The 16,167-nt window shown below is 68.9% G+C and carries 9 protein-coding genes; 3 read left to right on the top strand and 6 right to left on the bottom strand.

What is annotated here, in order from left to right; genetic code table 11:
* Nucleotides 1–15: 15 nt before the first annotated feature.
* Entirely contained in the window at nucleotides 16–552 is a 537-nt protein-coding gene (locus tag ACFWN2_RS14785) for a DUF4240 domain-containing protein (RefSeq protein WP_382427781.1), read from the bottom strand.
* Between the two features lie 240 nt (nucleotides 553–792).
* Between ACFWN2_RS14785 and ACFWN2_RS14780 the strand changes: the two genes are divergently transcribed.
* Entirely contained in the window at nucleotides 793–1,605 is an 813-nt protein-coding gene (locus tag ACFWN2_RS14780) for a hypothetical protein (RefSeq protein ID WP_382427779.1), read from the top strand.
* A gap of 36 nt (nucleotides 1,606–1,641) precedes the next feature.
* Here ACFWN2_RS14780 and ctaD read toward each other — a convergent pair whose 3' ends face one another.
* The 5 genes from ctaD to ACFWN2_RS14755 all read right to left on the bottom strand — a co-directional run bounded on the left by ctaD (nucleotide 1,642) and on the right by ACFWN2_RS14755 (nucleotide 14,162).
* On the bottom strand, nucleotides 1,642–3,396 hold the full coding sequence (gene ctaD, locus ACFWN2_RS14775; RefSeq protein WP_382427777.1) for a cytochrome c oxidase subunit I: 1,755 nt from the start codon (nucleotides 3,394–3,396) through the stop codon (nucleotides 1,642–1,644).
* Between the two features lie 38 nt (nucleotides 3,397–3,434).
* Nucleotides 3,435–4,760: a hypothetical protein gene (locus tag ACFWN2_RS14770; RefSeq protein WP_382427775.1), complete on the bottom strand. Its 1,326-nt coding sequence runs from the start codon at nucleotides 4,758–4,760 to the stop codon at nucleotides 3,435–3,437.
* Nucleotides 4,761–8,657: a hypothetical protein gene (locus ACFWN2_RS14765; protein ID WP_382427773.1), complete on the bottom strand. Its 3,897-nt coding sequence runs from the start codon at nucleotides 8,655–8,657 to the stop codon at nucleotides 4,761–4,763. It abuts the gene before it with no gap.
* 376 nt (nucleotides 8,658–9,033) lie between these two features.
* Nucleotides 9,034–9,942 (bottom strand): slipin family protein, encoded by a 909-nt coding sequence (locus ACFWN2_RS14760; RefSeq protein ID WP_382427771.1) that lies wholly within the window; start codon nucleotides 9,940–9,942, stop codon nucleotides 9,034–9,036.
* A 65-nt stretch (nucleotides 9,943–10,007) separates the two neighbouring features.
* Complete coding sequence (locus tag ACFWN2_RS14755) at nucleotides 10,008–14,162, bottom strand: glycoside hydrolase family 2 TIM barrel-domain containing protein (RefSeq protein WP_382427769.1); 4,155 nt, start codon at nucleotides 14,160–14,162, stop codon at nucleotides 10,008–10,010.
* A 236-nt stretch (nucleotides 14,163–14,398) separates the two neighbouring features.
* On the opposite strand from ACFWN2_RS14755, the gene mshC reads away from it, so the two are divergent.
* Both mshC and ACFWN2_RS14745 read left to right on the top strand, forming a co-directional pair.
* Nucleotides 14,399–15,637 (top strand): cysteine--1-D-myo-inosityl 2-amino-2-deoxy-alpha-D-glucopyranoside ligase, encoded by a 1,239-nt coding sequence (mshC, locus tag ACFWN2_RS14750; RefSeq protein WP_382427768.1) that lies wholly within the window; start codon nucleotides 14,399–14,401, stop codon nucleotides 15,635–15,637.
* 57 nt (nucleotides 15,638–15,694) lie between these two features.
* Nucleotides 15,695–16,132 carry a hypothetical protein gene (locus ACFWN2_RS14745; protein WP_382427766.1) on the top strand — a complete coding sequence of 146 codons (438 nt, stop codon included), beginning with the start codon at nucleotides 15,695–15,697 and terminating at the stop codon, nucleotides 16,130–16,132.
* Nucleotides 16,133–16,167 lie beyond the last annotated feature (35 nt).

Here is a 16,167-nt window from a genome sequence, read left to right as displayed (position 1 = left end):
CCGCGAGCCGAACCCTCAGAGGTCGTAGAGCGCGGCCAGACGCGGCAGGCGGGGCGCGAGCTCCGCGCTGTCGTCGAAGTCGAAGTCCCAGTCCGGATCCAGCTCCGGGTACCTGATCCGGAACGCGTCCTGCGGCAGTTGCATGCCGGTGGCCTTGATGTGGGCGTTCCAGGCGATGGACAGGGCGTCCTCGCACTCGAACTCGTCTCCGGACTCCGCGGCCTCCACGACCGCCGGTAAGCCCGCCAGCGAGTCGGGGTCGGCGAGGACGGCCGTGTAGACCTCCTCGCCCTGGGTGACGAGCCAGCCGCGGAAGTAGTCGAAGCCGTCGTCCGAGCAGCCGCCGTTGAGGACGTACGCCGCCGCCCACAGCGGGTTCTGGTACGAGACCGTCAGCAGGTCCCACAGCACCTGCTGGGCCGCGACGATCTCGGCGGGCGGCCGCTCGGCGAGCAGGGTGGTGGCCGCGGCGGCCACGGCGTAGCCGTCGGACGGGTCGGGGACGCTCGCCCTGGCGGCGGCGATGAGCTTCCAGAAGGTGTTCGGGTCCACGGGAAAGAGCTTGGCAGAGGGGTCTGACAATTTTTGGAGCCTGACTTACGAGCCTGGACGTTCCCAGGGCCTGTGCCGAGGTCTGATCCGCAGCAGCCAGGCCCGAGGCGGCCCCTGGCGGCACGGCCGGAACGACCACGTACAACACCGGTACGCGGCCGTCCCGGCCGCACCGCCAGGAACCACCTCAAGCTCGACTCCCGTCGAACCAGACCTCGACACAGGCCCTAGGTTGTAGACATGATCAGGACTCTGTTTCGCTCCCTCGAGGCCGTGCACGGAATGATCTACTTCGCCCCCGAGGCGGACTCCCGGTACGCGAGCGTCGGGCTAGACCGGCCCGGCGGGTACTTCGCGTCGCGCGCCGCGGCGCTCGGGCCGGTCGGGGCCGAGGTCGTGATCGCGACGTTCTACAACTTCAACCCCGATCTCGTCCGTGCGCGCATTCCGCAGGCGTGGGAGAAGGTCACGCCGCAGCGCCTGCTGGAACTGCGGTGGGAGGCGGCGGACGAGGCGCTGCGCAAGGTGCTTCCCGACGACCTCAAGGAGATCACCGAGCTGGCGAAGCGCGCCGCCGAGCGGTCCAAGGACATGCCGCAGGGGCGCCCGTTGTTCGCCGCCCACGCCGCCCTGCCGTGGCCGGACGACACGCTCCTGCAACTGTTCCACGCCCAGACGTTGCTGCGCGAGTTCCGCGGTGACGGCCACCTCGCGGCCCTGCTGCGGCACAACATCAGCGGCATCGAGGCGTTGGTGCTGCACGTCGCGACGGGCGACTACCCGGCCGACGCGTTGCGCAAGACCCGTGCGTGGTCGCAGGAGCAGTGGGCGGCCACGGTGGAGGACCTGCAGCGGCGCGGGCTCGTCGGCGAGGACCAGCTCCTCACCGAGAAGGGCCGCGAGCTGCGCGACGGCATCGAGGACGACACGGACCGCATGGCCGCGCCGGCCTACGACGTGCTCAGCGACCAGGAGAAGCAGCGGTTCGTCGAGCTGGCCGCGCCGCTGAGCAAGGCCGTCGTCCAGGGCGGCCTGCTCCCCGGCAGGAAGTAGGGCCCGGCCGTCGCGGATCGGATTTCGCAACAGGCCCTACGTGTCGCGGTCGGTGGAGGCGAGCGTCTTCTCGGTGACCTCGTCCTTGCCCGCACGGTGCTTGCCGGGATGGGTCAGCGAGAAGTGCGCCTCGTCCCGCATCCGTTCGACCATGTGCGGGTAGTGCAGCTCGAACGCCGGACGCTCCGAGCGGATGCGCGGCAGCTCCTTGAAGTTGTGCCGCGGCGGCGGTGACGTCGTCGCCCACTCCAGGGAGTTGCCGAAGCCCCACGGGTCGTCCTGCGGGGCCGGGTCGCCGTAGCGGTAGGACCGGAAGACGTTCCACACGAACGGCAGCACGGACGCGCCGAGCAGGAACGAGCCGATGGTCGAGAACGTGTTGAGGAACGTGAAGCCGTCGGACGGCAGGTAGTCGGCGTAGCGGCGCGGCATGCCCTCGTTGCCCAGCCAGTGCTGCACCAGGAACGTGCCGTGGAACCCGAAGAACGTCGTCCAGAAGTGCAGCTTGCCCAGCGGCTCGTTGAGCATCCGCCCGGTCATCTTCGGGAACCAGAAGTAGATGCCCGCGTACGTCGCGAACACGATCGTGCCGAACAGCACGTAGTGGAAGTGCGCGACCACGAAGTACGTGTCGGACACGTGGAAGTCGAGCGCCGGCGAGGCCAGCAGGATGCCCGTCAGGCCACCGAAGAGGAACGTCACGAGGAAGCCGACCGAGAACAGCATCGGCGTCTCGAACGTGACCTGGCCCTTCCACATCGTGCCGATCCAGTTGAAGAACTTGATGCCCGTGGGCACCGCGATCAGGAACGTCATCAACGCGAAGAACGGCAGCAGCACCGCGCCCGTGGCGTACATGTGGTGCGCCCACACCGCCACGGACAGCATGGCGATCGCGAGAGTGGCGAACACCAGACCCTTGTATCCGAACAACGGTTTGCGGCTGAACACCGGGAAGATCTCCGTCACGATCCCGAAGAACGGCAACGCGACGATGTACACCTCGGGATGGCCGAAGAACCAGAACAGGTGCTGCCACAGGATCACGCCGCCGTTGGCCGGGTCGAACACGTGCGCCCCGAGGTGCCGGTCGGCGGCCAGCCCCATCAGCGCGGCCGTGAGGATCGGGAACGCCAGCAGGATCAGCACCGAGGTCACCAGGATGTTCCAGGTGAACACCGGCATCCGGAACATCGTCATGCCCGGCGCCCGCAGGCACACCACCGTCGTCGTCATGTTGACCGCGCCGAGGATCGTGCCCAGACCGGACACGGCCAGGCCCATGATCCACAGGTCGGCGCCGATGCCCGGCGAGTGCACGGCCGACGACAGCGGCGTGTAGGCGAACCAGCCGAAGTCGGCCGCGCCGCCCGGCGTCAGGAACCCGGCCACCACGATGAGGCCGCCGAACAGGTACAGCCAGTACGAGAAGGCGTTCAGGCGCGGGAACGCGACGTCCGGCGAGCCGATCTGCAACGGCAGGATGTAGTTCGCGAACCCGAACAGGATGGGCGTCGCGTACAGCAGCAGCATGATCGTGCCGTGCATGGTGAACAGCTGGTTGTACTGCTCGTTCGACAGGAACTGCAGCCCCGGCCGCGCGAGCTCGCCGCGCATCAGCAGCGCCATCACGCCGCCGACCATGAAGAACGCGAACGACGTCGTGAGGTACATGATCCCGATCTGCTTGGGATCCGTCGTCTTGAACAGCGAGAGGAAGTACGAGCCCTTCGGCCGTGCACGCGCCGCCCCCGGATGGGGCACTACGGGCGTTGGCTTGATCGTGGTCATCGCGCCTCCTCCGTGCCAGACGTGAATCGTCCTCCCGGTCAGACCGAGGGGCAATCCACGACGAGCACCGCACTGGTCACCGGGACCACCGGAGCGCCTACCGAAATGCCGCTGACCTGCACGTAGTAGGCGCCGGGGGCCAATTCACCGAATCTCGCCGTCATCCTCTCGGAGATCGCCGGACTGCGCGATTCGACCTGTTTGCCGTTCTCGTCGACCAAGGCCACCTTCAACGCCCGCGGGGTGGTGTCCTTCAGCTCGACGGTGACCTCCAGGTCCTCCCCGACGAGCACGAGGTCGGGCACGACGACCTGGGGCTCCGTCACGGTCACGTTGCGCGGGACGATGGTCTTCGCGGTCAGGAACGACTCCACGGCGTCCAGCACGGCGGCGTTGTCCTGCAACGACGTGTGCTGCTCCGTCACGCGGTGCAGGGTGTTCGACGACAAGGCGAGCCCACGCCGTGCGGCTCCGACCATCGGCACGGTCGCATCGCCGTACAACTCGTCGCCTTCATATGTCCGATAACAGGTGACTTTGCCGTCGGCGATGCGCGCCGTGGTGGCCGTGGGCTGCTTACCGCCGATGATCGCGTACGTCTTGTCAGCGAACGAGTCGGTCAACGCACCGTGGAACGCCATCGCGTCCGTGACCATCTTCGTGTCGAGTTCGGGCAACGACACCTCAGTGGTCTTGAGCAGCCCGTTGGGCGACTCGATGCACGCGAACTCGGGCAGCAGCTGGTGCAGCGACGGCATCGACCGCGAGAACTCCGTCAGGTCCACCGCCAACGGCCCGAGCCCCTTGCGCACGCCGTTGACCAGCTGGTCCAGCGCGGCGGTCGCCCCGCGGTAGGGCGTGCCCATGGTGATCAGCCTGTCCGTCCGCTCCGCCATCCCGCACTGCTCGACGCACCACCGCGCGACCAGCCCGCCCATCGAGTGGCAGACGAAGCTGACCTTGGCGTCCGGGCCGATGCGGTCCAGCGCCTCGTCCACCCGCCTGGCCAGCAGCGCGCCGTTGTAGCGGTTCGACAGCCGCCAGTCGTAGGCGAAGAGGATCAGGTTGCCCTTCTCGACGGTGTAGCCGAGCGAGTTCATCCTGCGCGTGACGCGGTCGTAGCCCTTCAACGGCGTCCAGATGCCCGGGATGACGTGCAGGTCCGACATGAGCGCGACGGGCTCGACGCCGTCCTGCGGGTGTTCGTCGCCGATGCCGGACGGGAGCTTCAGCTGCTTCAGGCTGCGCCCGAGCGTCAGCACCGCGCGCAACGCGGCCCTGCCGGACACCTCCCAGACCATGCCGTCCCTGTTGCGCAACGTGCTGCCGAGAATGCCGGGCAGGACCACCACGAGATCAGTCATCTAGGACTCCTCGGCGAGCTTGCGGATGAGGGAGAGCAACGCGAAGTTCGCGGGCACCAGATAGGTGAGCTCGTGGATCCACGCCATGCGCCGGTCGGCAGCGGGCAACGCCAGACGTTCGTCACCGGCCCGAGCGCGCGCGACCACCTTGTACAACGCCGCCAACGCATGCGGTTCCAACGCCGTCACGGCCTGCGTAAGAGCTGGGGGCGACGCGCCATTGGCGAGCCCGCGCAGGATCTCCGTTACGCGCGAGGGGTCTTCCACGGCGTCCAGCACGAGGTCGAGCACATCGGCGTCCTCGTCGGCCAGCAGCAGCAACGCGTGCACGGGCCGGTTGTCGCGCACGTTCTTCAGGACTTCCTTGTCCAGCAGCTCATCACGGCGTGTGGCGAGCAGTTCGCGACGGCGCGTGGGTGTGGCGTCGACGAACTCGTCCGCGAGACTCGCGAGCAGCCACGGCCGGTACGCGAGCGCGACGCCCTGCTGCTGGGCGGTGGTCCGGCGCGACTGGATGACCTGCGCCTCGATCAGGCTCGTCCCGTACAACGCCTCCGTGACGGCGACGTCCGCGTCCGTCGACAGCAACTCCGGGTGCCGGAGCAGGAGATCACGCTCCTCCGCGTACGACCGCGCGAACACCCACGAGCGCGCGGTCCGCAGCAACGCCCGGTCGACCGACAGCCAGTCCGGCGTGGTGTCCCAGGGCCACGGACCGGAGTCGTAGTGGCGGCGCGCGATGTCGTGCACGTCGTGGATCGCCTGCCGCGACTGCCCGACGTGCGTGAGCGCCTGGCAGACCCACTGCGCCGCCGCCGGATCACCGGCCTTCGTGGCAGCCGCCCGCAGCATCAGCAACGTCGCGAGGTGCGGGCCGGTGAACCGCGCGGTCACCCGTTCCCAGGTCTCGTCGACGATCTCGGGCTGCTTCAGCCCCGCGCAGAGCGTGTCGAGCGTGAACATCGCCGCCGCCAGCGTCGACAGCCGGTCCGCGTTCTCCGGCAGCAAGCAGACCTCGATCGCCCGCAGGCCCGTGACCAGGGCGTCGCGGGGCTTGTCCGCGTCGCGCTGGCGGCGCATCAGGTTGTGCAGCGCCTGGCCGTGCACGGGCAGGCCGTCGGCCAGGTCGGCGGCCTGGCGGGCGGCGTTCAGGGCTGCTTCCCTGCGGCCCACCATGCTGTAGGCGACGCTCAGGCTCAGCGCCGCGTCCGCGAGCTGGGGGCGGAACGCGGCGTGCCGGCCGAGCGTGCCGCTGATGTCCGAGGCCTGCTGGGTGGTGCTCGCGGCGTCGGACAGCCTGCTCAGCGCCAGGTAGTCGCGGCTCAGCTCGACCAGCGCGCTGACCAGGTCCGCGAGGAACACCGGGTTCGTCTGCGCGAGCGCGTAGTACAGCTCCACGGCCTGCTTCGACCGTTGCATGGCCTCATAGCGCAGGCCGGAGTCACTGCATCGAGCAGCGAGGCACGTCATCGCGCGCGCAAGCGGTGCATCGGTGTCCACGGCCGCAACGGCGTCACGAGCCGTGGACAGCGCCTCCTGCCTGCGGCCCAGCATCGCGTAGATCTCACTCAGGTCCACCAACGCGCCGCTGAGGTGCGCCGCGTACGTCGGGTTGTCACCGCCGTGCGCCGAGGTCTTCGCGAGGCGTTGCGCAAGCCGTTTGTGCGTAAGGCTTTCCGCCGTCGTCGGAGTCGACGCCACGAGCTCGCGGTACCGCACGGCGGCCTCTTCCGCGGGCGCCACGGCCTGCTGGAGGCGTCCGGCGTCACGGAACCGCCTGCCCAGCTTGTTCAGCACGAAAGCCAGGTCCGCCAAGTACATCCGCAGCTTCGGCACCAGCGCGCGGAAGTGCTCGGCGGCCTCTTCGAGCGGGGCGATCGCCTCGTCGCCGCGACCCCAGTGCATCAGCTCGTTCGCTGCCGTCGTGGCCGCGAGTGCGATGTCCGGCAACAACATGCGGTTCATCACCGCGAGAGCGCGCAGCCCGTCCAACGCCCGTGTGCCCGCATGCCCGCAGTGCCGCCACGCGTACTTCCACAGGTAGCCCGGCACGTTCGGCGGTACGCCCGCCTCCATGCGCTGCCGGTACAACCCGATGAGCGCGCACGCGACCTTCTCCGCGTCCGGCGCGAACACCTCGTCGCGGCTCGGTGCGAACGGTGGCCGCAGGTGGTCCGCGAACGTCTGGTGCGTGAGCTTGAAGACCGCCGTGCCCTCCTCGCCGTCCTGCACGATGTGACGGCCCAGTTCGGTGAGCACGGCCGTGATGTCCTCACGGCTGAACTTTTCCCCGGACAACGCTTCGGCGACAGCGCGCCACTCCTCCTCGGGGAACCCCGCGCCGTAGCTCCACGTCAGTGCCGTCAGCAACGCACGAGCCGAAGAGACCTTCGCGAGCTCACGGTCGAAGGCCGCGTCCAGCGACAGCTTGAGGTCCGCGCCGCCGTCCGCCAGCACCTGGTCGGTGATCATCCACGCCGTCAGGAACGGCAGCTTCGCCAGCTCGTCCACAGTGGACTGTGCCGCGCCGGGTCCCAGGCGTGCCAGGACGTACTCGCGGACGTCGGTCTCGCTGCCCGCCTGGTCGAGGTCGAGGATCTCGACCGGGGACAACTCGGTGAGCAGGGGAGCACCGCCCGCGACCCGGTGCGCCTGCCGGGTCGACACGATCACCACGGCGTAGCCCGCGAGCTTGGTCAGCAACGAGGTGGCGATCGAGAACGACTCGCCGCGCGCCTCGTCCAGGCCGTCGACCACCAGCACAGGCGGTTCCTTCAACGCGCTCACGACACCGACCAGCTCGGCCGCGCCCCGCCGTGGCCCCTCGGGCGCGGGGATCAGGCCGGCGTTGACGAGCTGGCGGCTGAGCAGGTCGGCGACGCGGTCGGCGTCCATCGCGCGGGCGTGCACGGCCGCGTCGACCGAGCCGGGCCCGGGGTCGGCGTGCCGGAACGACGGTCCTGCGGTCAGCAGCAGGTCGCGCTCGGCCGAGTTGGACAGGCTGACAACTCGGCCGACGACCGCGGACTTGCCGGTGCCCGGCGATCCCGTGACCACCCGCAGGCCGGCGGCTCCGGACCGCACCCAGCTCACGACCTTGTCGACCTGGGCCGTCCGGCCGGTGAACCACGACCTGTTGTCGGCCGAGTCGCCACCGCGCGCCGCGAGCAGCAGGTGCTTCACGACCGTGTTCGCGGCGTAGAGCGGATTCGGCAGCATCGGCTGCGCGGACCCGTACTGCATGAAGCGCGGCCGTTGGACGTCGCTGTCCCACGCGTTCAGCAGCGCCGTACCGACCGCACCACCGTCGACGAGTGCGATGCGGTCGCTCCACCGCCGTGCGTCCTCATCGGCCGTGGGGCCGGCACGCAGCAGCTTGCGCAACTTCCCGCCGAACAGCCCGTCACGAGCCGTCTCGACGCTCGAACACGACACCAGCACACCCGCCCAGTGCACCCGCCCCGCCAGCAACTCCTCCTGCACGGCGGCGACCGTGCGCACGGCCTCGTCCAGCTGCGCGCCCGAATAGCAGGCGTCGATGATGATGAGCACCTGGTGCGCACCCGACGCCGCACACCACAACGCGAACTCGTGCAGCATGATGCCGTCGACCGCGCCGTCGTTGTCCCTGGCCAGCAGCCTGAGGTTGCCCGCGACGGGAATCGCGTGGCCACTCCACAACGCCACCAGCGCGCCGCCGTCCTGCGGGTTCTGTCGGAGCGCCTTCATGTGCGCGCGGACGTCGGCCTCGGCCGGATCGGCGAGCGGCTCGCCCGCGTAGCCCTTGAGCAGGGCGCGCAGCTCCCGCACGTCGCTCACGGCGTGCTGCAGCGGCTGCACCAGCTCGTAGGAGCCGACGCCGATGCCGACGAACCTGTCCCTGACCCTCTCCGCCATGCGTCACTACCCCCTGATCGGACGTCGTTCCCGGGCTGGGGGCGTTACTCGGGTTAACTCACACGGCGTAGCGGGGCCGGGCTGAGGTGGGTGGCGGTGCCGGAGGGGGAGTTGGGGCCGCTGATGTGGTCGAGGTGGCGTGCGGCTGCTGGTTCGGGTGGGCTGGTTTGGACGTGCGGCCGACGCGGTCGCCGTTGCCGGACCGGGTGGGGCTGCGTGGCCAACGGGCTGTTGCCTTGGTGGGCCAGCATGGACAGCGGGCTGCTGCCTTGGTGGGCCGGCGTGGACAGCGGGCTGCCGACTCCGGCGGGTGCCTGAGTTCCGCCGGAGCCGTCGTTGCTGCGAGCGAGGCGGCCGGCATCGTGCCGCCAGACCCCTACGCCTGCTCCTTCAGCTCCTTCAGTTGCTCGTCGGCCAACTCCTTCGGTCGCTCGTCGGCCAACTCCTTCGGTCGCTCGTCGGCCAACTCCTTCGGCGGTTCCTCCGCTGCGACGGCCGGCTTCTCGCCCCCGGACTTGGCCGGCAACTCCGAGTTGGTGTTCTTCTCCAGGAACCTCAGCAGCTCCACCGGGAACGGCAGCACCAGCGTCGAGTTCTTCTCCGCCGCCACCTCCACGATGGTCTGCAGGAGCCGCAACTGGAGCGCGCCCGGTGTCTCCTCCATCGTTCCGGCGGCCTCGGAGAGCTTCTTGGACGCCTGCAGCTCGCCGTCCGCGGTGATGATGCGCGCGCGGCGTTCGCGTTCGGCCTCCGCCTGGCGCGACATCGAGCGCTTCATGCTCTCGGGCAGCGCCACGTCCTTGATCTCCACGCGGTCTATGTCGATGCCCCACTCCAGTGCGGGCGTGTCGATCATCAGCTCCAGGCCCTGGTTGAGGCGTTCGCGGTTGGACAGCAGGTCGTCGAGCTCGCTCTTGCCGATGATCGACCGCAGCGACGTCTGCGCCACCTGCAACATCGCGAACCGGTAGTCCTCGACGTTGATGACGGCCTTCGCCGCGTCCTGCACCTTGAAGTACACGACGGCATCGACGCGCACGGTGACGTTGTCGCGCGTGATGCCGTCCTGCGCCGGCACGGGGAGGGTGACGATCTGGAGGTTGACCTTCCTCAGCTGGTCTACCCCCGGGATCAGCATCGTCAGCCCCGGCCCGCGCACGCCCTCCTGCAGTTTGCCGAACCGGAACACCAGTCCCTGTTCGAACTGTTTGATCACTCTGGCGCTCATGGCGAGGCCGAGGCCTCCGAGCGCGACCAGCCCGCCGAGGATTTCGAAGAAGACCATGAGACCCCGCCTTTCAGCGGCGAATGCCCTTGATCTCCAACGGTACGCCTCGGGTCTGACAGTTTTCAGCAGTGCAGAACCGGGGCCGCCCAGTCGGCGTGGTCGTGGGCGTTGCCGTCACCTCCATCTGTCACCCGGAACGTCAGCACGGTTGCTCCACTCGTGTCCACGGTGATCGGTTCGGCTGCGCTCCGTCCTGTCAGCACAGGGCTTCGGTAGACCGATCGGTTGTCCTTCAGGATTTCGAACTGGACGGTGCCGCCGCCGTTCGTCTCGTCGTCGAGACCGATCGTGGCGGTCAGGACAGCGCACCTGCCGCCGGTGTAGACCTGGAACTCCGAGTCGGCGTGCGCGCCCACGCCCCGGTCGAACCGCGCGCCGCGGATGCTCATCGGGTTGCCGTCGCCTGCCTGCTGTTCGCCGTTGCTGCGGTCGCGTTCGATCGGGCCCCAGCCGTTGTGCTCGTCGAGGAACTCCAGCGCGGACACCTGCGCCTCGCCGGAAGGAGGCCGCGGTGTGGCGGTGAAGTCGTGCGTCAGCGTCGAGGTCGCCTTGCCCGTGATGATCTCCGCGAACACCGGGCGGGTGCCGGTCTCCCCGCCGTCGCGCTTGATCGTCACCTTCGCGGAGCCGCTGGTGAGATCGGCGGTCTGCGGGGTGACGGACCAGCCCTCCGGCGCCGTGAGCCTGGCCCTGGTCGTGCCGGGGCAGGGCTTCGTCAGGACCAGTTCGGCCTCGACCTGCTCGCCGGGTTCGAGCGTGGTGTCCGTGGCTCGCAGTTCGGCCGTGGGTGCGCAGTCGACGTGACGGCCGAGCTTGCCCGTTGCCGCCTCCACGGGCGTGAGCGGGCGCAGCAGCACGGAGTACGCGTACTCGTTGCCCGCTTCCACCTGATACTGCGGCAAAGGCTCGTGGAACGTCTCGCTGACGCCCGTGACGCGGTGTGCGGCGTGCAGGGTCGTCCAGCCGTCGTTCTTCTTGAGCGCGAACGGGTGCGCGGCGCGGTCGAGGTCGTCGTACTTCGACACGCGCACGTCCAGGTCGCCCGCGACGAGGAGGCCCGCGCGGCCGTTGGACAGAGTCGCCCAGTGCGTGTCCGCGTGGTTGCCGTAGTCCTGGGGCTTGTAGTAGTCGTTGAACTCGCGGTCCACAGTGGACTGGTAGACGCCGACGGGGTTGCCGGACTTGCGGTCGTCGTAGTTCTCACCGGGGCCGCGGCCGTACCAGGTGAACTTCTGGTAGGTGTCGGGAACCTTGAGCGTGAAGCCGATGCCGGGCAGGTAGCTCAGGTCGCGCATGCGGTCCTGCGCCGCGACCCGGTGGCCGACGTGGATCTCGCCGTCCCCGGTGACGCGGTAGGTGAAGGTCTGGGTGAACGACGCGTCCCGCACCGCCTGGGCGGTCGACCGCACCGTGACGAGAGTGTCGGTGCCCTGTGAGACAGTGATATCGACTGGTGATGTCTTGAGGCGGTCGAGGCCGCTGCGGTACCAGGACGAGTCCTCGCTCATGTACTCGTTCGACAGCGGCGCGCGCCACGCGTCGAGCTCCGGGCCGGTGTGCAGCAGCTCGGTACCCCGCACGCGCATCGATGTGAGGGTGCCGGTCTTCTTGCTGAGCACATAACGGAAGTCCTTGCCGGACAGCACGACCTCGGAGTCGTTCTGCGTGGTGGTGAGTGTGCCGGGCGTGCCGGGCGAGTGCAGGCCGGTGATCTGCGTGCCGCCCAGCGGGAACTGCGCGATGCCCACGTCGGTGCCGCGCCGATCCGTCGCGCGCACGGTCAGCCAGCGCTCGGTCTCGGCTCGGAAGTCCGGCAACGTCGTCGTGCCCGGCTGGAGCCTGCCCCGGTGCTGGGCGATCGTGCGGCCGTTGTCCTGGACCTCCCAGCGCAGTTCGAGGTCGTCGGTGCCGGTGAACTGGCGTTCGCTGACGGTCGTGAGCTCGTTGTCGGAGAAGGAGAACCGGATGGGGGAGTGAACTGCCATCAGTTCGGTGGTCTCGGGCTGCGGCCTGCGGTCGGCCCACACGACGCCGTCGACACCGCCGGTGCCCGCTCCGTAGGACTCCTTGCGGCCCTTGTCCTCCAGCTTCTCGAAGTCGAGCGCCAGCACGGCGGTCTTCTTCGGGTCCGCCGCGAGTTCTGCCTCGGTCAGGGCGCGGTGGTAGATCCGGACCTGGTCGACGCTGCCGTGCGCCATGCGCGTGCCGACGTTCTCCTGCATGGTCTCGGCGTTGCGGCCGATGTTGACCGGCCAGTGCGACCAGTCGATCGTGCCGCTGTAGTCGACCGTGGAGACCTCACGGCCGTCGATCAGCAGCCGCAGCTTGGTGCCGTCGAACGTGCCGGTGACGCGGTGCCAGTTGCCGTAGAAGTCCGCCGGGACGGTCGCACGGACCGTGCGCCACGTGCCGCTGTGCACGAAGAACTCCAGCGTCGTGGCGTTGGACATCTTCAGCGCGTACTGGTGGTCGCCCTTGGAGATGACCGTGAAGTCACCTGTCCAGGTGTCGGGTTTGACCCACGCGTCCAGGGTCAGCCCCGTGCCGACCTCGTCGAGCTTGCGGTCGCGGTAGACCTCCACGAAGTCGTCGAGTCCGCTGAGCTGCAACGCTTTGCCGTGCGGTCCGTCCACCTGGGACGGTTTGCCGGACAGGTAGCTCAGGATCCCGTTGGCGTCGTCCGGGGTCGTGAACAGCGGCAGGGCGATGTTCTGCTCGGCCCAGTCCCAGATGAAGCCGCCCTGCACCTGCGGATAGGCGCGCACGACGTCCCAGAACTCCTTGAAGTTGCCGAGGCTGTTGCCCATCGCGTGCGCGTACTCGCCCATGATGATCGGCTTGGTCGTGGTCTTCGCCTTGGCTTCGAGACTCGCGGGCGACGGGTAGCGCGGCCCGGCCACGTCCGCGAAGGGCGCGTCGCCGTCCGGCACGTTCGGCTGGTGGTAGAGCGGGCGCGTGTCGTTCTTCTTCGCGTACTCGGCCATCGTGTAGTGCGCCCTGCCGAGGCCCGCCTCGTTGCCCGTGTCCCACATGACCACGCTCGGGTGGTTCTTGTCGCGCTGCATCATCGCCACGAACCTGTCCTGGAACGCGTCCTGCCACTCGGGGCGTTCGGCGAGGCAGTTGTTCGGGCAGCCGTCGTGGTGGTGGGTCTCGGTATCGACCTCGTCGGCGATCATCAGGCCGTTGCGGTCCGCGAGCTCGTAGAAGTACGGGTCGCTCGGGTAGTGCGAGGTGCGCACGGCGTTGATGTTGAACCGCTTCATCAGCTGGACGTCTTTTTCCTGGTCAGCGCGGGTGACGTACCTGCTGCCGTGAGTGGACGTCTCAGCCCGGTTCGTGCCGCGGAACAGGACCCGCTTGCCGTTGATCTTGAACTGCCGGTCGACGATCTCGATCTCGCGGAACCCGACGGGCTGCCTGCCGGTCTGGATCACCCGGCCGTTCTTGACCAGCTCGATCCGCAGCTCGTAGACGTTCGGGGTCTCGTCGGTCCACTTCAGCGGGTTCGCGACCTTGCCGTCCCTGACGGGGACCTCACGGCCCTTCGGGTCGAACAGTCTGGTCCGGACGGTGTGGCCCTCCTGCGGGCCGCCGATCTTGACGTCCGCGGTGATGGTGGCGTCGCGGTACTCGGCGTCGAGGTCGGTCCTGATCGTCACGTCCTGGAGGTACGTCTTCGGGGTCGAGTAGAGCCAGACCTCGCGGAAGATGCCGGAGAACCGCCACTGGTCGTAGTCCTCCAGGTGGGAGCCGGAGCCCCAACGGTGGACCTGCAGCTTCAGCGTGTTGCGGCCGGGCTTCAGCTTGCTCGTGACGTCCCACTCGGCCGGCGTGTACCCGCCCTGGTCGTAGCCGACGTACGCGCCGTTGACCCAGACGAAGTAACCGCTGGTCACGCCCTCGAACCTGACCAGCGTGCGGTCCCAGTCCGCCGGCAGGTCGAACGTCTTCTCGTAGACGCCGGTGGGGTTGACGTCGTGCGGGACGTTCGGCGGGTCGTCCGGGTACATCTCGGTGGGGATGTTGCGGAACATCGGGTGGTCGAGGAAGTCGGTCTGCCACGTGTGGGGGACCTTGACCGTGCGCCAGCCGTCGGTCGTCTCGCGGACGTCCTGCGGCCTGTCGAACATCCGGAGGCGCCACTCGCCGTTGAGGCTGAGTTTTCGCTCCGGCTTCAGATCCGGGTGCGGAGGCTCCTGGTGCTCGCCCGTCATTCTGGGGTTCTCCAGATATGCCAAGGCATCCAGGGGTTCGGCCTGTGCGGTTGCCGGGGAGAGTGAGAGCGCTACCACCGTGGCTACGACGACACGAAGCATGCCTCCCGAAGCTAGGGGTGCCCCCGAGACGCCGTCAACGGATGTCCTGCCTTTCTGTCCGAACGAATCGCCCGTGCTCGTCCCAACAGCCGGAAATCACGCTCTGTTCGGCGGTACGCGTTAATGTCGGACACATGCAGACCTGGTCATCCATTCCTGTGCCGCGGGTTCCGGGGGACCCCCGCCCGCTGCGGCTGTTCGACACGGCTACGGGCGAGGTGCGCCCCACGGCTCCAGGAGACACCGCCAGGTTGTACGTCTGCGGGATCACGCCGTACGACGCGACTCACCTCGGCCACGCCGCCACCTATCTGGCGTTCGACCTCGTGCACCGCGTGTGGCTCGACAACGGCCACAACGTGCACTACGTCCAGAACGTCACCGACGTCGACGACCCGCTGCTGGAGCGGGCTCTGCGCGACAAGGACGACTGGGTGGTGCTCGCCATGCGCGAGACGGCCCTGTTCCGCGAGGACATGGAGGCCCTGCGCGTCCTGCCGCCGCAGGACTACGTGGGCATCGTCGAGGCGATCCCGGAGATCGTCGAGGTCGTCGCGAAGCTCGTGGCCGACGGCCACGCCTACCGAGTCGACGACGCCGAGTACCCGGACATCTACTTCGAGCACAACGCCACCGGGCGGTTCGGCTACGAGTCGAACTACTCGGAGGAGACGATGCTGAAGCTCTTCGCCGAACGCGGCGGAGACCCGGACCGCCCCGGCAAGAAGCACCCGCTCGACGCGCTGCTGTGGCGCGTGAAGCGTCCCGGCGAGCCCTCCTGGCCGTCGGAACTGGGCGAGGGCCGCCCCGGCTGGCACATCGAGTGCAGCGCCATCGCCCACAACCGCCTCGGCACCGGCTTCGACGTGCAGGGCGGCGGCTCCGACCTGATCTACCCGCACCACGAGTACTCGGCCGCGCACGCCGAGGCGCAGACCGGCCAGCACCCGTTCGCACGCCACTACGTGCACGCGGGCATGATCGGCCTCGACGGCGAGAAGATGTCGAAGTCGCGCGGCAACCTGGTCTTCGTGTCGAAGCTGCGCGCCGAGAAGGTGGACCCGAACGCCGTCCGCCTCGCGTTGCTGGCCGGCCACTACCGCACCGACCGCCCGTGGTCGCAGGACCTGCTCGACGAGGCCCTGGCCAGGGTGGACAAGTGGCGTCGTGCGGCCGCCCTCGACTCCGGACCGTCCGCTGTGGACACCGTGACGCGGCTGCGCGACCACCTGGGCAACGACCTCGACACGCCGCGCGCGCTGGCGGCCGTTGACGCTTGGGCCGATGAGGCGTTGGCGCACGGTGGGTCGGACCGGCACGGGCCTTCGCAGGTTCGCACGGCGGTGGACGCGCTTCTGGGCGTGGAGCTTTAACGGGCTGAGGGCGCGCGCTGCTTCGCGGTGGCGCGCGCCCGCCACACTGTGCCGGTGATGGAGTCACTGCGGTACGAGCGCGGCCCCGACGGCGAGGACCTGAACGAGGCGGCGCGCGGCGAAGTGCTGGCGGCCGAGAGCACGGCCGCAGACCTACCGCTGCTGCGGTTCCTGGTCGAGCAGGAAGCCTTGTGCCGCGCGAACTCCCAGGGACTGGGGGAGCAGGCCGCGCTGGCCGGGTTCCTGCTGGCCGAACACCGGCGGCCGGAGGACGTCTGGCGGCACTTCGCGCTCAAGCGGGCCAACTTCGACGCCGGCTGCATGTACGACGTGGAGCACCTCTGCGCTGCGGGCGTCGAGGCCACCGCCGACCACGTGCGGGCGAGTGATCACCCGGACCGGGACGCGGTGCTGGAGCTGCTGGACCAGGATCTCGACGAGGACGACCTCCAGGAGTGGTTCGAGCACCGGCGCGAGTGGTTCCGCGAGGCTTGAAGCGTCAGGAGGGCCTGAACGTGGAACCGCCCCCG

Origin of the sequence: Lentzea sp. NPDC058436 (assembly GCF_042721515.1) — a bacterium.
Classification (GTDB): Bacteria; Actinomycetota; Actinomycetes; order Mycobacteriales; family Pseudonocardiaceae; genus Lentzea.
Note: the sequence above shows the minus strand (reverse complement) of the source record. Positions and strands in the feature narration are given on the sequence as shown.